Origin of the sequence: Blastococcus aurantiacus, from assembly GCF_900102425.1 — a bacterium.
Lineage (GTDB): Bacteria > Actinomycetota > Actinomycetes > Mycobacteriales > Geodermatophilaceae > Blastococcus > Blastococcus aurantiacus.
Genome location: NZ_FNBT01000008.1, coordinates 37,450 through 54,778 on the forward strand (window position 1 = coordinate 37,450; position 17,329 = coordinate 54,778).

Sequence of the window (17,329 nt, forward strand, 5' to 3'; positions counted from 1 at the left end):
CGCCCCGGGACGCAGCACTGCCCGGTGACCGCAGCTGCGGTCACCGGGCAGTCCTGAGCTGCTGGCGCGTCAGCCGCCGATGATCTCCCGCATGAGCTGCGCGGTCTCGGACGGCGTCTTGCCGACGCGGACACCGGCGGCCTCGAGGGCCTCCTGCTTCGCCTGCGCGGTACCGGCCGAGCCGGAGACGATGGCGCCGGCGTGGCCCATCGTCTTGCCCTCGGGAGCGGTGAAGCCGGCGACGTAGCCGACGACGGGCTTGGTGACGTTGGCCTTGACGAAGTCGGCGGCCCGCTCCTCGGCGTCGCCACCGATCTCACCGATCATCACGATGGCCTCGGTCTCCGGGTCGTCCTGGAAGGCCTGGAGGCAGTCGATGTGCGTGGTGCCGATGACCGGGTCGCCACCGATGCCGACCGCGGTGGAGAAACCGATGTCCCGCAGCTCGTACATCATCTGGTAGGTCAGCGTGCCCGACTTCGACACCAGGCCGATCTTGCCCTGCTTGGTGATGTTGGCCGGGATGATGCCGGCGTTGCTGCGCCCGGGGCTGATCAGGCCGGGGCAGTTCGGACCGATGATGCGGGTCGCACCACCCTGCGCGTGCGCCCAGACGTAGGTCGAGTCGTGCACCGGGATGCCCTCGGTGATGATCACCGCGAGCCCGATCTGCGCGTCCACGGCCTCGATGGCGGCGGCCTTGGCGAACGGCGGCGGCACGAAGATGACGCTGACGTCGGCGCCGGTCTCCTTCATGGCGTCGGCGACCGAGCCGAACACCGGCACGCTGGTGCCGTCGAAGTCGACGCTGGTGCCGGCCTTGCGGGGGTTCACGCCGCCGACGATCGCGGTGCCGGAGGCCAGCATCCGCGACGTGTGCTTCATGCCCTCGGAGCCGGTCATGCCCTGGACGATGACCTTGCTGTTCTCGTTGAGGAAGATCGACATCTCTACAGGTCCTGTTCGCTAGGGCTTCAGGCGGCGGCGAGCTCGGCGGCCCGGCGCGCAGCGCCGTCCATCGTGTCGACCACGGTCACGAGCGGGTGGTTGGCCTCGGCGAGGATGCGCCGGCCCTCCTCGACGTTGTTGCCGTCGAGACGGACCACCAGCGGCTTGGTGGCCTGGTCGCCGAGCTGCTGCAGGGCGGCGACGATGCCGTTGGCGACGGCGTCGCAGGCGGTGATGCCACCGAAGACGTTGACGAAGACGCTCTTCACGGCGGGGTCGCTGAGGATGATCCCCAGGCCGTTGGCCATGACCTCGGCGGAGGCGCCACCACCGATGTCGAGGAAGTTGGCCGGGCGGACCCCGCCGAACTCCTCGCCGGCGTAGGCGACGACGTCGAGCGTGCTCATGACCAGGCCGGCACCGTTGCCGATGATCCCGACCTCGCCCTCGAGCTTGACGTAGTTGAGGTCCTTCTCCTTGGCCGCGGCCTCGAGCGGGTCGGCGGCGGCGGCGTCCTCGAGCGCCTCGTGGGCGGGCTGCCGGAAGCCGGCGTTCTCGTCCAGCGTGATCTTGGCGTCGAGCGCCAGCACGGTGCCGTCGGGCGCCTTGGCCAGCGGGTTGACCTCGACCAGGGTGGCGTCCTCCTTGGAGAACGCGTCCCACAGCTGCACGGCGATGGCGATGACCTGGTCGCGCACCTCGGGGGCGAACCCGGCGGCGTCCACGATCTCGGCGGCCTTGGCGGCGTCCACACCGACGCTGGCGTCGACGGGGATGCGGGCCAGCGCCTCCGGGCGCTCGACGGCGAGCTGCTCGATCTCCATGCCGCCCTCCTTGGAGGCCATGGCCAGGAAGGTGCGGTTGGAGCGGTCGAGGAGGTAGGAGAAGTAGTACTCCTCGGCGATGTCACTGGCCTGGGCGACCATCACGCGGTGCGTGATGTGCCCCTTGATGTCCAGCCCGAGGATGTCCTGGGCGCGCGCCTTGGCGTCCTCGGGGTTGTCGGCGAGCTTGACGCCACCGGCCTTGCCGCGGCCGCCCACCTTCACCTGCGCCTTGACGACGACGGTCTGCCCGATCTCGCGGGCGATCGCCTCCGCCTGCTCGGGCGTCTCGGCGACACCGCCGGGGAGCACGGGGACGCCGTGCGAGGCCAACAGGTCACGGGCCTGGTACTCGAAGAGATCCACGAACAGGGACCGTAGCCCGCCCGTAACCGGATCGCTGCCCCGGGCGTTGTAGATACGGGTCCGGCGTGGGGTGCATCACAGGCTGCTTCACCCTTCGCAGGGGGAACGTGCTGGCCCGCCGCGTGTCACCCACCAGAGGAGCCCCCGTGCGCCGAGCCGCGACCGTCCTGCTGTCCTCCGTGCTGGCCGCCGGTGGCATGGCCGCCGTAGCGCCTCCGGCGGCGGCGACCGCGGAGATCGCCCCGCGCGACCTCACCATCACGGTGACCGGTCTGGGGCCGGAGAAGCGCACCTGCAGGATCGACGCCGACCTCTACGTGCCCGCCGGCGTCAGCCGGAACCGGCCCGCGCCCGCACTGCTCACGACCAACGGCTTCGGTGGCACGAAGGACGACCAGGCCGACTTCGCCCAGGGCTTCGGCGAGCACGGCTACGTGACGCTGGCCTACACCGGCCTGGGCTTCGTCGACGGCGACACCTGCCCGATCACCCTGGACGACGTCGAGCACGACGGCGCGGCGGCGAGCCAGCTCCTGCGCTTCCTCGGCGGCGACCCCTCGATCGCGGCGATCGACGACACGACCGGCGAGCGCGTGCGGATCGACCAGGTCGTCCGGGAGGACGCGCGGACCAAGGTCCGGCACGACCCGCAGGTCGGGATGATCGGCGGCTCCTACGGCGGCCAGATCCAGTTCGCCGCCGCAGGCTTCGAGAACGCCGCACGGACCAACCGGCTGGACGCGATCGTCCCGCAGATCACCTGGAACGACCTGTCCTACTCCCTCGCCCCCGAGAACAGCAGCCTCCCCGGGGGCACGGTCCGCAACGGGTCGGCCCGCGCCTCGGGCACCGGCGTCTTCAAGTACCAGTGGGCGGCCCTGTTCACCGCGCTCGGGGCCGCGAACGGCGTCCAGGACCTGCGGGCCCTGGCCGACCCGGCGCAGTTCACCGCCTTCTTCACGGCCGCGTCCCAGACGCGGAACTGCGCGAACTTCGAACCGCAGGTGTGCACGGCGCTGGCCGAGGTCGCCACGCTCGGGTACCCGAGCCGCCGGTCCGTCGAGTACCTGCGGTCGAACTCGGTGACCAGCTACATGAGGAACGTCCGGGTGCCCACGCTGCTGGGCCAGGGCCAGGCCGACACCCTGTTCAACCTGCAGGAGTCGGTGGCCACCTACAGCGCGCTGAAGCGGCAGGGGACGCCGGTCTCCCTGATGTGGCAGTCCTGGGGCCACAGCAGCTCGGCCCCGCAGCCGGGCGAGCTCGACGAGCGGCACCCCGCCCGATCGCTGCAGGGGGCGGCGGCTCTCGCCTGGTTCGACCACTACGTGCGCGACCGCGGGCCCCGGCCGCCGCAGGGCTTCGCCTACTACCGGGACTGGGTCCACCGGGCGACCGGCAGCATCGCCAAGGCCTACGCGGTGGCGCCGTCCTACCCCGTCGGCACGGAGCGCACCTTCCACCTGTCCAGCACCGGCGCGGGCGGCGGCGCCCTGGTCGCCTCGCCCCGGCAGGTGGCCGCGGGCACGAGCGGCTACACCAGCACCGCGCCGATCGGCCCGAACTACACCGAGACCTCGTTCCTGGACCAGACCGGACCGGTCACCGATCCCGGCCCGACCGCGATCCGCTTCTCCACGCCACCGCTGGCCCAGCCGCTGGACGTCGTCGGATCGCCGCGGCTGACCGTGCAGCTGACCGCTCCGGCCGTGGCCCTGAGCCAGCGGGCCGGCCCCGGCGGGCAGTTGGTCGCCTACGCCAAGGTCTACGACGTCGGCCCGGACGGCGCGGTCGAGCTGCCGCGCCGGCTGATCTCACCGGTGCGCATCACCGACGTGACCCGGCCCGTGACGATCGAGCTCCCCGGGATCGTGCACCGGTTCGAGAAGGGCCACTCGCTCGCGGTGGTCCTCGCCGGCGGTGACCTCGCCTACCGGGGCGCCACGTTCCCGCAGCAGGTCCAGCTGACCACCGGACCCGGGCGGGTGCAGCGGCTGACCGTCCCGGTCGTCAGCCGCTGAGGCCCTCGCGCACCCAGCCGACCAGCTCGGCCGGCGCGGTGTCGTGCGGGAACACCCGCGCGACCCCGGGCGGGACGTCGTCGGCGACGGCGAAGAGCAGCACGTCCTCGACGCCCCGGTCGGCCAGCAGGTCCCGGAAGCGGGCGAGCGGTCCCGCATCGCCGTCCCGGGGCAGGACGATGCCGACGGCGTCGGCGTCCTCCTGCACGACGGTCTCGACGAGCTGTCCGGGTGCGTGCGGCCGGTCGGTGTAGACGACCTCCATGCCGGCGTCCCGGAGCGCGCGGGCCAGGACCTCGGCCGTCCGGTCCCCGCCCTCGCGGTCCGGCCCGGCGATGACCACCCGGATGCGTTCCTCCACGGGAGAACCCTAGGAGGACCGGCGCAGCCGCCAGGCCAGCACGGTGAGGACGGCGAAGCCCAGCCCGGCCACCACCAGGCCGACGCCGGGCAGCGTCCAGTCCAGGTCGTCGGAGACGACGGCGTCGCGCAGGCCGGAGATGCCGGCGGCGAGCACGGTGACGGTGATCGCGAGGAGCCCCCCGACGGCGGCGAGGCGGGGCCGCAGCGACGGCGCGGTCACCGAGCAGAGCACCAGCGCGCCGGCCAGCAGCAGTCCGCCCAGCAGCGCCAGGCCGGGTCGCTCGAGCAGCGCCTGCGGGCCCTCCCGCGTCACGACGACCTCCAGCCCGGTGGCCGGATCGAGGACGAGGTCGTCGCGCACGTCGGCCGCCGGCAGCGCCAGGGAGAGCACCGTGCCCACGCCCAGCAGCAGCGTGGTGCCGGCCAGCGGTCCGCGGACGGCGTCGAGGGTGCCCCGGTCGTCCATCACCGTGCGCCCCCAGACAGCCGCGGCGACGCAGCCGGCGAGCACCGTCAGGGCCAGCGCGACGAGGCCCGCGACCCACCCGGCACCGATGTGGATGTCGCTGGTCAGCACCTGCTCACCGGCGAGGACCTCGACGCCGGGGCGGTCGGTGGAGCTGCGGCCGCGGTAGAGCTCGATGAGCAGGTTGCCCAGGGACAGGGCGCCGGCGACCGACGCGTAGGCCAGGCCGAACTTGGGGACGGTGCCCCGGACGAGCAGCACGCCCACCGCACCACCGACGAGCGGGACGAGCAGCGTGGCGAGGACACCCAGGACGCTGCCGCCCAGGACGAGCTCCTGCCCGTCCACCTCGAGGTAGGTGGGGAAGGCGGAGACCAGGCCGGCGAGGGCGGCCAGCAGGAGCAGCACCCCGGCGAACCGCGCGCCGGCCGGAACGGTGCCGATGACCAGGCCCTCGCCGCCGGAAGGGCCCGGGCGTCCCGGGCGCACCCGGTCCCTGGAACCGGCCGCGGCCGCGCCCCCCGCTGTCCGGGGGCGGGCGGCGCGGGCTGCCCCGGTTCGGGCGTCGCGGGCAGGCACGCAGTTCCCCTTCACGTCGGTCACGAACCGGCCTCGATCGGGACACCCCTCGGGGGCGTCGGTGTGACGGCCACCACACACGGGCATTACCGTCGGGTGAACGGAGCACAGAGGGGTGCACCGCTCCCGGCAGGCACGCCGAGCACGGCACCGCCGGACGGACGACACGGGGAGATCCAGGCCATGCGACCGACGGGCACTCCGGGCTCCGAACCAGCGTCGCACACGACCGCCGCTCCGGAGGCCGCGCCACGGAGTGCCCTCCGCGCACTCTGCAGCCCGGCGACCCTGACCGGCGGCCTCACCGAACTGGCCTGGGTCGGCGCCCACGTCCTGATGTACCCGCTGGGGACGAGGACCGAGCAGCTGCAGCCCGACTCCCTGCACCGGCCGGGCCGGTCCCCCGCCGTCCGCGCGCTCTTCGCCGCCGACCCGCTGGCCGCCCGCACGCCCGTCCTGCTGGTCCACGGCCTGGTCGACAACCGCTCGATCTTCGCCGTGATGCGCCGCAGCCTGCGCCGCCGTGGCTTCGCCTCCGTGTGCTCGTGGAACTACAGCCCCCTGCTCCGCGACGTCGCCCGGGCCGCCGAGGACCTCGGCGCGCACATCGAGCGCATCTGCGCCCAGACCGGGCACGACCGCGTCCACGTGGTCGGGCACAGCCTGGGTGGGCTGATCGCCCGGTACCACGTCCAGCGGCAGGGCGGGGACCGTCGCGTCGACTCCCTGGTCACGCTGGGCACGCCGCACGGCGGGTCGGTGCTCGCCCATGCCCTGCCGACGCCGCTGGTGCGTCAGCTCCGGCCCGGCTCGCCCGTCCTGCAGGATCTGGCCGAGCCCGTCGACCGGTGCGACACCCGCATCACGGCGATCTACAGCGACCTCGACCAGCTCGTGCTGCCGACGTCGGCCGGCCGCTGCGACCACCCCGACCTCGATGCCCGCAACGTGCTCGTCCGAGGGGTGGGGCACATGTCGCTGCCCATCCACCGCGGAGTGCTGGACGAGGTCGCCCTGACGCTGGCCGGCGGCCGCGCCGCGACCGCCGACCGCGCACCGGTGCACGCCGTCGCCTGACCGGCGGCCCACCCGGCCCACTCCGTTTCGTTACCTGGGGCACAACTCACGACACGGACCGTGATGTGCTTGGTAGCGCCCTTACGCGTCGTTACGGTTCGGTCACGGCGCCGGTACCCACCGGCGGCGCCCCCGCTCCCCCGACGGGCCGCACCGAGCCCTCGCGGAGCACTGTCCCGGAAGGTGCGCCGTGTCCCCCACCAGTGCGCCCACGCTCCTCGAGCGGCCGGGCCCCGAGGACGGCGCCACCGGCCGCATCGAGCTCGGTCGCGGCACCCCCGCGATCCCCGTCCCCCGTCCGGCGACCACCGCGCCCATGCGCGCCGCGGCTGCCGCTGACGCCGAGGCCGCCGCCGGGAACGCCGTCCCCGCGGAGACCGCCGAACCCGTCGTGGCCGACCCGGCCGGTCCGGCCCCGCAGCCCGGCGCCCGCCGCCGGCTCCCCCGCTTCGCCGCGCTCCGGCGCCTCCCGCACCCGCCCGGCCGGCGCGCACCGATCTGGTTCGCCGCCCTGGTCGCCGGCGCGCTGGTCGCCGGCGCCCCCGCGATCCTCGACGGGAACGCCGACCGGTCCGACGTCACCGCGTCCGACCTCGGGCTCGGCACCGACCTCGACCACGGCTTCAGCGGAGGTCTCGAGGACGCCGACGTGCGCCGCGGGATCACCGAGGCCGAGGCCCAGGCCCGCCTCGGCGAGCTGGCCGCCTCCCGCGCCGCCCGCCAGCCCAAGACGGTGCTGCCGGTCACGGGCCGGCTCACCACCTGCTTCTGCCAGCGCTGGGGCACCATGCACTACGGCCTCGACCTGGCCGCCCCCCTCGGTACGCCCATCTTCGCGGCCTCCGACGGCGTCGTCCTCCGGGCCGGCAGCGCCTCCGGCTACGGCAACGCCGTCTACGTCCAGGACGCCGACGGCAACGTCCACATCTACGGCCACATGCGGTACTACGACGTCTCCGCGGGCGACATCGTGCACGCCGGCGACCAGATCGCGAAGGTCGGCAACGAGGGCCAGTCCACCGGCCCGCACCTGCACTACGAGATCCACCGCGGGGGCATGCACGGCCGGCCCACCGACCCACGCGCCTGGCTCGCCGAGCGCGGCGTCTCTCTCTGATCTCTCGTCGGCCTCCGGCCGACACCGCGGCCACGTGCCGTTCCCCTGCTGCGCTGAGCGTGTCCTGCGCGCTCGTCGGGGGACCCTCTGGGCCCCCGCTCCTCAGGTCAGAGCTTGACGAGGGGGGCGTAGCGCAGGACGAGGCGCTTGGTGCCCCCGGAGCCGAAGTCGACGGTGGCCTGCGCCTTGTCGCCCGCGCCCGTCACCTCGACCACCGTGCCGAGGCCGAAGGCGTCGTGGCTGACGCGGTCGCCGACGTCGACGGAGACGACCTGCCGGTTGCCCACGCCGCCGCGCAGGCCACCGGTGGACAGGCCGGTCGCCGCCACCCGCGTCTGCGCCGACCGGTAGCCCGTCGAGGGCGCCGGCGTCGGGTCGAGGCGCTCCCAGTGGATGGTCTCGGCCGGGATCTCGTCCAGGAACCGGGACGGCGGGTTGTAGGCCGGCTGGCCCCAGCTCGTGCGCACCGTGGCCCGCGAGATGAACAGCCGCTGCTGGGCGCGGGTGATGCCGACGTAGGCCAGCCGGCGCTCCTCCTCCAGCTCGCGCGGGTCGCCGAGCGCGCGCAGGTGCGGGAAGACGCCGTCCTCCAGGCCGGTCAGGAAGACCACCGGGAACTCCAGGCCCTTCGCCGTGTGCAGCGTCATCATCGTGACCACGCCGGCGTCGTCACCGGTGACCGGGATCTGGTCGGCGTCGGCCACCAGGGACACCTGCTCGAGGAAGTCGGTGACCGTGCCGTCGGGGTTGGCCGCCTCGAACTCGGCGGCGACCGAGATGAGCTCGTTGAGGTTGTCCACCCGCCCCTCGTCCTGCGGGTCGGTGCTGGCCTGCAGCTCGGCCAGGTAACCGGTGCGGTCGAGGATGCTCTCCAGCAGCGCGGCCGGGCCGGAGCCGGTCTCGACGAGCTGCTCGAACTCCTCGAGCAGGGCCACGAACTCCTGGATCGCCTTGAGCGAGCGGGTGGCCAGCTCCCCCACCTCGGAGCAGCGGCGCAGCGCGGAGGCGAACGCGATCCGCTCGCGGTCGGCGAAGTTCTCGATACAGGCCTCGGCCCGCTCGCCGATGCCTCGCTTGGGGGTGTTGATGACCCGGCGCAGGCTCACGATGTCGGTCGGATTGGCGACGACCTTCAGGTAGGCCAGCGCGTCGCGGACCTCCTTGCGCTCGTAGAACCGGACCCCGCCGACGACCTTGTAGGGCATGCCGACCCGGATGAAGACCTCTTCGAAGACACGTGAGGCGTTGTTGGTCCGGTAGAAGACCGCGATGTCCTTGGGCTGGGCGGCGCCCTCGTCCACCAGCGCGTCGATCTGCTCGGCGACCCAGGCCGCCTCGTCGTGCTCGTTGTCCGCGACGTAGCCCTCGATCAGCTCGCCGTCACCGGAGTCGGTCCAGAGGTTCTTGGGACGACGGCCGGTGTTCTTGGCGATGACCGTGTTCGCGGCCTTGAGGATGCGCTGGGTCGAGCGGTAGTTCTGCTCGAGCAGGATCGTGGTGGCCTGCGGGTAGTCGCGCTCGAACTCGTCGATGTTGCGGATCGTGGCCCCGCGGAAGGCGTAGATCGACTGGTCGGCGTCGCCCACGACGCACAGCTCGGCCATGGGCACCGGGCCCTCGCCGGTGCCCACCAGCTCGCGGACCAGCATGTACTGCGCGTGGTTGGTGTCCTGGTACTCGTCGACCAGCACGTGGCGGAACCGGCGGCGGTAGTGCTCGGCGACGTCGGGGAACGCCTGCAGCAGGTGCACCGTGTTCATGATCAGGTCGTCGAAGTCCATGGCGTGCGCCTGGCGCAGCCGCTGCTGGTACAGCGTGTAGGCCTCGGCGAGCACCTTCTCCGGCGCCGTCCCCGGGACGTAGCTCTCCTCGTCGATCAGCTCGTTCTTCAGGTTCGACACCTGCGCGGCCAGGCTGCGCCCGGGGTAGCGCTTCGCGTCCAGGTCGAGGTCGCGGGCGACCATCGTCATGAGCCGGACCGAGTCGCCCTGGTCGTAGATGGTGAACGAGGACTTCAGCCCGAGCTTGCCCGCCTCGGCGCGCAGGATGCGCACGCACATCGAGTGGAACGTCGACACCCACATCGCCCGCGCGCGGGGGCCGACGAGCTGGGCCACCCGCTCCTTCATCTCGCCGGCGGCCTTGTTGGTGAAGGTGATCGCCAGGATCTCGCCGGGCTGGGTGTGCCGGGCGCCGAGCAGGTAGGCGATGCGGTGCGCCAGCACCCGGGTCTTGCCCGAGCCGGCACCGGCGACGATGAGCAGCGGCCCGCCCTCGTGGACGACGGCCTGCCGCTGCGGGCCGTTGAGGCCGGCGAGCATGCGGTCCAGTTCCCGCCCCAGGGACCCGGGCGCGGAGCGCTGGAGTGCGGCGGTGCCGGGGAGGGCCTGCTGGACGCTGCTCATGACGACATCACTGTAAGCCGATCGGGGGACACTTCTCCGGCGCCGTCCACCCCGTCCTCCCCGCCTCGGGCGCGGTCCTGGCCCGCGCCCGGAGGGTGTGGCAGACTCCGTCCCGTGCTCGCCACTCACAGCTTTTACTACGGCCACCGGGATCCGGTCGCCGTCGCCGCTGGCTGAGCACACGCCGCACCAGACGCCCCGGGCCCGATGGCTCCGGGGCGTTCTTCGTTTCCGGGGCAGCACGGGCTCCCTCCCGGAAGGACACCCATGAGCACCTCCGCCACGACCGCCGTCACCGGAGCCGAGATCGACCGGATCAGCGCGCTCCGCGAGGAGATCGACGCCTGCGACGCCGCGATCATCGAGCTCGTGCAGCGCCGGCTGTCCGTCTCGCAGGAGATCGGCGCCGTCCGCAGGGCCAGCGGCGGCACCCGGCTGAACCTCGCACGCGAGCAGCAGGTGCTCGCGCGCTTCCAGGACGCGCTCGGCCCCGACGGCGCCGCACTCGGGATGATGCTGCTCCGTCAGGGCCGCGGGCGGCTCTGACGGGCTCGCTGCAGGGACCCGCCGCGAGCTCGCGAGTGGCGGGGGGCAGCGAGGTCCTCCTAGAGCCAGGCGCGCCAGACGAGCGAGTCGTCGTCGCTGAGCGCCGCCGCCTCGAGCACGTCGCCCGGGCACCGCTCGCGCAGCTCCTCGCCGAGCGCGCGGGCCTGTTCCAGCGCGGACCCGAGGTCCTCGGCGTCGCACTCGGTGGAGGCCCGGAGCGCAGCACGGTCCGGCTCCCGCCAGACCCGCAGCTCCTCGTCCCCCGGGCGGAGCCCCGCTGCGACGGTGTCGACGGTGTCGTCGTCCACCTGTGCGGCGGCTCGCAGCACGGCGTAGATGGTGAAGGTGGGCACCCGGCGAGTCTGCCCGGTCGGGCACCACGGGTGACGGCGGCCCGGATGTCACACCCGCGCGGGCCGCGTCGTCTCCATCGTCAGCATCCCGACGACGGAGAGGTCGCCGCCATGACCCGCATCCCGCTCGACCCGCCCCGCTCGACCTTCGTGCGGCTCACCGAGTGGTACTCGCGCCGCAGGTTCGGCACGGTGCTGGACCCGGGCGCGGCCATCGCCCACAACCCGCGGGTGCTGCGCACCTACATCCGCTACGAGCAGTCCCTCGCCCGGTGGGACCGCCTGGACCCGACGCTGAGCGCGCTGGCCGTGATGGCATCCGCGGCGACCGTCGGCTGCTCCTGGTGCCTGGACTTCGGGTTCTGGGAGAGCACCACCCGGGGCATCGACCCGGCCAAGCTCCGCGACGTCCCCCGCTGGCGGGACAGCGACCGCTTCACCGACCTGGAGCGGCAGGTGATGGCCTACGCCGAGGCGATGACGACGACGCCGCTGGAGGTGACCGACGAGATGGTGGCCGGGTTGCGCCGCTCCCTGGACGACGCCCAGCTCGTCGAACTGACCATGATGATCTCCGTGGAGAACTCGCGCTCGCGCTTCAACAGCGCTCTCGGCCTCACCAGCCAGGGCTTCCGCGACCGCTGCGAGAGCCCGGCGCGATGAGCGACCTGCTCGACGTCTTCGACCAGCACCGGCGGCTGCTGTTCTCCGTGGCGTACCAGATGCTCGGCAGCGTCGCCGACGCCGAGGACGCCGTGCAGGACGCGTGGCTGCGCTGGTCGGCGGGCGACCGCGACGACGTCGCGGACCCGCGTGCCTACCTCGTGCGCGTGGTCAGCCGGCTGGCGCTCGACCGGCTCGACTCGGCGCGCACCCGCCGGGAGAGCTACGTCGGCCCGTGGCTGCCCGAACCGCTGCTCACCGGCCGGGACACGGTCGCCGCGGGACCGGCGCCGACCGACCCGACCGCGGCAGCGGAGCTCGGCGAGCAGGTCTCGATGGCACTCCTCGTCGTGCTGGAGACCCTCTCCCCCGCCGAGCGCGCCGTGTTCGTCCTGCGGGAGGTCTTCGGCCTGCCGGTGGCCGAGACCGCCACCGCGCTGGGCCGCACCGAGTCCGCCGTGCGGCAGATGGCGCACCGTGCCCGCGAGCACGTCCAGGCCCGGCGGCCGCGGTTCGACACCGACCCCGGAGCGCAGCGGGCGGTCACCGAGCGGTTCCTCGCGGCCTGCGCCGGTGGGGACGTGGAGGCGCTCCTGGCCGCGCTGGCCCCCGACGCGGTGCTGGTCAGCGACGGCGGCGGCAAGGCCAGGGCGGCCCTGCGGCCGATCACCGGTGCGGACAAGGTCGCGCGGTTCGCCGTCGGGATCGCCTGCCAGGGCCTGGCCCTGCCGGGCCTCCGCGTCGAGATCCTCGACGTCAACGGCGCCTCCGCCGTGGTGGCCTGGGCCGAGGGCGTTCCGCTGATGACGATGTCCCTGGTCGTGGCCGACGGGCTGGTCACCCAGGTGCTCGTGGTGCGCAACCCCGACAAGCTGGCGGGGCTCGCCACCCGCTCCCCCGGGTGACCCGACGGCTCGGAGCCGTCCGCGGCGGATGTGAAGGACCGGTCCGCGCCACACCCGCTACCCCCGTCACAGACACCCCACGGGACGCGCAGCCTCCCCGGGCGGACCGGCCGGTCTGCATATCGTTCGCCGCGTGACCAGATTGCGGAACGTGGCTGTCGTGCTTGCCGGGGGAACGGGTACGCGGGTCGGCCTCGCCATCCCCAAGCAGCTCATCAAGATCGCCGGCAAGCCGATCATCGAGCACACGATCGGCACCCTGCAGGCCTCGCCGCAGATCGACGAGATCATCGTGCTGATGACGCCGGGCCACCTGGACGCCATCCACGCCATCCTGCGGCCCGGCGGCTACCCGAAGGTCACCCGCGTGCTGGAGGGAGCCGACACCCGCAACGCGACGACCCAGCGCGCGCTCGACGCCCTCGGCGCGGAGGAGTGCAACGTCCTCTTCCACGACGCCGTCCGACCGCTGCTGAGCCAGCGGGTCATCGCCGACTGCGTGGACGCCCTGGACGAGTTCGAGGCCGTCGACACCGCCATCCCGTCGGCCGACACGATCATCCAGGTCGACGAGTCCGGGCGGACCATCGACGACGTGCTGAAGCGCGGCCTGCTGCGCCGCGGCCAGACCCCGCAGGGCTTCCGGCTCTCGGTGATCCGCCGCGCCTACGCCGAGGCCGCCCAGGACGCCGACTTCGAGGCCACCGACGACTGCACGGTGGTGCTGCGGTATGCACCCGAGGTGCCGATCGCCGTCGTGCGCGGTGAAGAGCGCAACATGAAGATCACCGAGCCGATCGACGTCTACATCGCCGACAAGCTCTTCCAGCTCGACAGCCACGAGGCGCCACGCCCCCGCTACGAGTCGGAGTACCGGGCCGCTCTGGCCGGCAAGACCGTCGTCGTCTTCGGTGGCTCCTACGGCATCGGTGCCGACATCGCCCGCATGGCGGAGTCCTACGGCGCCATCACCAAGGTCTTCAGCCGGTCGGCCACCAACACCCACGTGGAGCGGCGCGCGGACATCGTCGCCGCCTGCGAGCAGGTGCTGGCCGCCACCGGCCGCATCGACTACGTGGTGAACACGGCCGGCATCCTGCACCGCGGCGAGCTGGCCGAGACCAGCGAGGAGACCGTCTACTCGGCGACCGAGGTCAACTACCTCGCGCCGATCCACATCTCCCAGGTCTTCCAGCCCCACCTGAAGAAGACCAACGGATCGCTGCTGCTGTTCACCTCGAGCTCCTACACCCGCGGTCGCAGCGGGTACAGCCTGTACTCCTCGGCGAAGGCCGCCGTGGTCAACCTGACCCAGGCGCTGGCCGACGAGTGGGCCGGCGACGGCGTGCGGATCAACTGCATCAACCCGGAGCGGACCGCCACGCCCATGCGGACGAAGGCGTTCGGCGAGGAGCCCGAGGGCAGCCTGCTCACCTCGGAGGCGGTCGCCGAGACCTCCCTCGACGTGCTGATCTCCGCCTTCACCGGGCACATCATCGACGTCCGTCGCGAGGACGCGCTGGCATCCCACGTCAGCGCGTCGGTGACGGCCGAGCTCCTGCAGGGCGACACGCTGGGCGACCTGCCGCCCGTGGACGCCGACCCGACCGCCGTCCACGGTGGCTGAGCGCCGCCTCCCGCGCGCTTCCCACCGGGTCCCGTGACCCGCGGACCCGTCGTCGGCGTCGTCGTCCTGACGCAGGGCCGCCGGCCCACCGACCTCGACCGGGCGATCCGCTCCGCGCTGGCCCAGCGCGGGGTGGTCACCGACGTCGTCGTCGTCGGCAACGGCTGGCAGCCCGTGGGCCTGCCGGACGGCGTGGCCGCCCTGGGGCTGCCGGAGAACGTCGGCATCCCCGCCGGACGCAACGCCGGAGTGCCCCGGGTGACCGGCGACCTGCTGCTCTTCCTGGACGACGACGCCACCCTCACCGACCCGGACTTCCTCGCGCAGGCCGTGCGTCGGTTCGACGCCGACCCGCACCTCGGCCTGCTCCAGCCGCGGGTGGACGGACCCGGCGGGGTGCCCGGACCGCGGCGCTGGACGCCACGGATGCGGGTCGGCGACCGGCGGCGGAGCAGCCCGGTGTTCTCCGTGTGGGAGGGCGCGGTGGTCGTCCGGCGCGCGGTGTTCGAGCGGACCGGCGGCTGGCCCGAGCCGTTCTTCTACGCCCACGAGGGCATCGAGCTCGCGTGGCGGGTGTGGGACGCCGGCGCCGCCGTCCGCTACGCCGGCGACCTCGTGGTCGAGCACCCGCTCACCGTCACCACGCGCCACCGCGACTTCTACCGCCTCAACGCCCGCAACCGGGTGTGGCTGGCCAAGCGGAACCTGCCGTGGGTCCTGGGCGTCCCGTACGTGCTCACCTGGACGGCGCTGCAGGTCGCCCGCTCGGTCCGCTCCCCCGCCACGCTGCTCCCGTGGTTCCGCGGCTGGCTGGAGGGCTGGCGCACCGACGCCGGACCGCGACGCCCCCTGCGCTGGGCCACGATCCTGCGCATGGCCCGGCATGGCCGGCCCCCGGTGGTCTGACAGGTACCGTGCGACTCGGCCGATCCGAGGAGCCTCCGAGTGCCGTTCCCTTTCCCTGCAGTGCCCGCGCGCGTCCGCTCCGGCGGTGGCCGTCTGGTACGTCGGCTCGGACTCCTTCCCGGCGGTGAGCCGGACGGGCTGGGCGAGGACGCCGTGCTCGCAGGTGCCGTGCTGGAGCAGCGCGTGGTCGTCTTCTTCCCCGAGCCCCTGCGCAACGTCTACCAGCTGGCGCAGTGGCTGCCGGCCCTGGAGGCGCTCCACGGCCGCCGCGGCGTCGCCGTCGTCACCCAGGACAGCCGGACGACCGCCTGGCTGCGCCGGCGGACGTCCCTGCCCGTGCTCTGCGTCGCCCGCACGGCCACGCTCGACGGCATCGTGCAGCGCAGCGACGTCGCCCTGGCCCTGTACGTCAGCCACCACCCGCGCAACTTCCAGATGCTGCGCTACTCCTCGGCCGGTCACGTCTACATCGGCCACGGCGAGAGCGACAAGGCGGTCTCCGCCTCCAACCAGCTCAAGGCCTACGACCGGGTCTTCGTGGCGGGGCCGGCGGCCGAGGAGCGGGTGCTCGCCGAGCTGCTGTGGTTCGACCGCTCCCGCCTGGTCCGCATCGGCCGGCCGCAGGCGGCCACCGCGGCGCCGCGGTCGGCGGCAGCCGTGCCCACCGTGCTCTACGCACCGACCTGGGAGGGGGCCCAGCCGTCGATGGCGTACAGCTCGGTGCCCACCCACGGCAGCGCGCTGGTGACCTCGCTGGTGGCCGCGGGCATCCGCGTGGTCTACCGCCCGCACCCGCGGACCGGCGCCAACCGCCGGGAGGTCGCGGCCGCCGATGCGGCGCTCCGGCGGCTGCTCGACGCCCCGGACGCCCAGGGCACCGGGAGCCGCACGGACGCCGACCGACCGCTGCAGGAGGCGTTCGCCGAGGCCGACGCCCTGGTCACCGACGTCTCGTCCATGGCGGTCGAGTGGCTGCCCACCGGCAGGCCGCTGGTCGTCACGGTGCCGGCGGACCCGGCTGCCGTCGTCGCCCCCTCGCCGCTCCTCGATGCCGTCCCCCGGCTGCCCGCCTCCGCGGCCGATGCCACCGGGACCCTCGTCCGCCGGTGCCTGACCGACGACCGGGAGGCGCCGGCGCGCGCCGCGCTCGTGGAGCACTACCTCGGCGGGTCGGACCCGGCCGCCGCGCTCACCCGCTTCCTGGAGGCGTGCGACGACGTGATCACCGCCCGGGACACCCTCCGCAGCGCCGTGCCCGGGGTCGGCCGATGAACGTCGAACGCCCCGAACGGCCGACCATCGCGGAGCTGCGCGAGGTCACCCAGCCTGCGACCATCAGGGGACGGCGCACGGCCGAGCACTGGACCGGCGACCTGTACATGCGCCGGGTCTCGCCCTACCTGACCCGGCTGCTCCTGCGGGCGGGCCTGTCGGCGAACGCGGTCACCGCGCTGATGATCGTCTCCGGTGCGGCCTCGGGGTTCGCCCTGCTCGTTCCCGGTCTCGCGGGCGCGGTGCTCGCCGTCGCGCTGACGCAGCTGCAGATGCTCTGGGACGCCAGCGACGGGGAGGTGGCCCGCTGGCGGAGGACGTCCAGCCCGCTGGGCATCTTCCTGGACCGGGTGGGCCACTACCTCGCCGAGTCCCTCATCCCGATCGCGCTGGGCGTCCGCGCGGCCGGGGGGCTCGACGACCTGTCGGACGGCTACGGCTGGACCACCCTGGGCGCACTCCTCGCGGTGGTGATCGTCCTCAACAAGTCGCTCAACGACATGGTGCACGTGTCCCGCGCGGCCGCGGGGCTGGCGAAGGCCCCGGACGACGAGGCGACCACGGCACCGCGCTCGGGTGGGCTCGCCCGCCTGCGCCGACTGGCGCGGTTCCTGCCCTTCCACCGGCTGTACCACTCGATCGAGCTGAGCCTGCTGGTGCTGGTCGCGGCGGTGGTCGACGTGGTCATCGGCGATCTCACGGGCACCCGCGTGCTGCTGACCGTGCTCCTCCCGGCGGCGCTGCTGGCGGTGGCCGGTCACTTCCTCGCCATCGTGAGCTCGTCCCGGCTGCGCCCCTGACCCCCGGCCGTACCCCATCGGCAGCTCTGCCGACTCATTCGTCACGGCTACCCCACGCGGCAGCTGGCATCCCCGGGATCCGGAACCCGAC

Annotated in this window: 16 protein-coding genes; 10 read left to right on the forward strand and 6 right to left on the reverse strand. The window is 73.4% G+C overall.

Annotation, left to right across the window (positions count from 1 at the left end):
- Positions 1–69 precede the first annotated feature (69 nt).
- Positions 70–948, reverse strand: coding sequence for a succinate--CoA ligase subunit alpha (gene sucD / locus BLS70_RS15850; RefSeq protein WP_091769989.1), 879 nt, complete (start codon positions 946–948; stop codon positions 70–72).
- A 26-nt stretch (positions 949–974) separates the two neighbouring features.
- The gene (gene sucC, locus BLS70_RS15855) at positions 975–2,138 is read right to left on the reverse strand and encodes an ADP-forming succinate--CoA ligase subunit beta (RefSeq protein ID WP_091769991.1); all 1,164 of its coding nucleotides are present in this window, start codon (positions 2,136–2,138) and stop codon (positions 975–977) included.
- Positions 2,139–2,284: 146 nt separating this feature from the next.
- On the opposite strand from sucC, the gene BLS70_RS15860 reads away from it, so the two are divergent.
- Positions 2,285–4,159, forward strand: a complete 1,875-nt coding sequence (locus BLS70_RS15860) for a CocE/NonD family hydrolase (RefSeq protein WP_091769994.1) — start codon at positions 2,285–2,287, stop codon at positions 4,157–4,159.
- Here BLS70_RS15860 and BLS70_RS15865 read toward each other — a convergent pair.
- Positions 4,149–4,520, reverse strand: coding sequence for a hypothetical protein (locus BLS70_RS15865; protein WP_091769995.1), 372 nt, complete (start codon positions 4,518–4,520; stop codon positions 4,149–4,151). The two genes, BLS70_RS15860 and BLS70_RS15865, sit on opposite strands and share 11 nt — an antisense overlap.
- A gap of 9 nt (positions 4,521–4,529) precedes the next feature.
- On the reverse strand, positions 4,530–5,591 hold the full coding sequence (locus BLS70_RS15870) for a hypothetical protein (RefSeq protein WP_255362516.1): 1,062 nt from the start codon (positions 5,589–5,591) through the stop codon (positions 4,530–4,532).
- Positions 5,592–5,750: 159 nt separating this feature from the next.
- Here BLS70_RS15870 and BLS70_RS15875 point away from each other — a divergent pair, with 159 nt between their 5' ends.
- Both BLS70_RS15875 and BLS70_RS15880 read left to right on the forward strand, forming a co-directional pair.
- Complete coding sequence (locus BLS70_RS15875; RefSeq protein WP_091769997.1) at positions 5,751–6,644, forward strand: esterase/lipase family protein; 894 nt, start codon at positions 5,751–5,753, stop codon at positions 6,642–6,644.
- Between the two features lie 190 nt (positions 6,645–6,834).
- On the forward strand, positions 6,835–7,761 hold the full coding sequence (locus tag BLS70_RS15880; protein ID WP_255362517.1) for a M23 family metallopeptidase: 927 nt from the start codon (positions 6,835–6,837) through the stop codon (positions 7,759–7,761).
- Positions 7,762–7,868: 107 nt separating this feature from the next.
- Here BLS70_RS15880 and pcrA read toward each other — a convergent pair whose 3' ends face one another.
- Positions 7,869–10,166, reverse strand: coding sequence for a DNA helicase PcrA (gene pcrA, locus BLS70_RS15885; protein ID WP_091769999.1), 2,298 nt, complete (start codon positions 10,164–10,166; stop codon positions 7,869–7,871).
- Positions 10,167–10,433: 267 nt separating this feature from the next.
- Between pcrA and BLS70_RS15890 the strand changes: the two genes are divergently transcribed.
- On the forward strand, positions 10,434–10,712 hold the full coding sequence (locus tag BLS70_RS15890) for a chorismate mutase (RefSeq protein WP_091770001.1): 279 nt from the start codon (positions 10,434–10,436) through the stop codon (positions 10,710–10,712).
- A gap of 59 nt (positions 10,713–10,771) precedes the next feature.
- Here the strand turns inward: BLS70_RS15890 and BLS70_RS15895 are convergent, their stop codons facing one another.
- The gene (locus BLS70_RS15895) at positions 10,772–11,065 is read right to left on the reverse strand and encodes a hypothetical protein (protein WP_091770003.1); all 294 of its coding nucleotides are present in this window, start codon (positions 11,063–11,065) and stop codon (positions 10,772–10,774) included.
- A 111-nt stretch (positions 11,066–11,176) separates the two neighbouring features.
- Here BLS70_RS15895 and BLS70_RS15900 point away from each other — a divergent pair, with 111 nt between their 5' ends.
- The 6 genes from BLS70_RS15900 to BLS70_RS15925 all read left to right on the forward strand — a co-directional run bounded on the left by BLS70_RS15900 (position 11,177) and on the right by BLS70_RS15925 (position 17,238).
- Positions 11,177–11,728, forward strand: coding sequence for a carboxymuconolactone decarboxylase family protein (locus BLS70_RS15900; protein ID WP_091770005.1), 552 nt, complete (start codon positions 11,177–11,179; stop codon positions 11,726–11,728).
- Positions 11,725–12,633, forward strand: a complete 909-nt coding sequence (sigJ, locus tag BLS70_RS15905; protein ID WP_091770008.1) for an RNA polymerase sigma factor SigJ — start codon at positions 11,725–11,727, stop codon at positions 12,631–12,633. Before BLS70_RS15900 ends, sigJ begins: the two co-directional genes overlap by 4 nt.
- A 151-nt stretch (positions 12,634–12,784) precedes the next feature.
- On the forward strand, positions 12,785–14,260 hold the full coding sequence (locus BLS70_RS15910; protein WP_218122456.1) for a bifunctional cytidylyltransferase/SDR family oxidoreductase: 1,476 nt from the start codon (positions 12,785–12,787) through the stop codon (positions 14,258–14,260).
- Positions 14,261–14,293: 33 nt separating this feature from the next.
- Positions 14,294–15,166 carry a glycosyltransferase family 2 protein gene (locus tag BLS70_RS15915; RefSeq protein ID WP_091770012.1) on the forward strand — a complete coding sequence of 291 codons (873 nt, stop codon included), beginning with the start codon at positions 14,294–14,296 and terminating at the stop codon, positions 15,164–15,166.
- A 153-nt stretch (positions 15,167–15,319) separates the two neighbouring features.
- Positions 15,320–16,438, forward strand: coding sequence for a CDP-glycerol glycerophosphotransferase family protein (locus tag BLS70_RS15920; protein WP_143030433.1), 1,119 nt, complete (start codon positions 15,320–15,322; stop codon positions 16,436–16,438).
- Entirely contained in the window at positions 16,435–17,238 is an 804-nt protein-coding gene (locus BLS70_RS15925; RefSeq protein WP_091770017.1) for a CDP-alcohol phosphatidyltransferase family protein, read from the forward strand. Before BLS70_RS15920 ends, BLS70_RS15925 begins: the two co-directional genes overlap by 4 nt.
- Positions 17,239–17,329 lie beyond the last annotated feature (91 nt).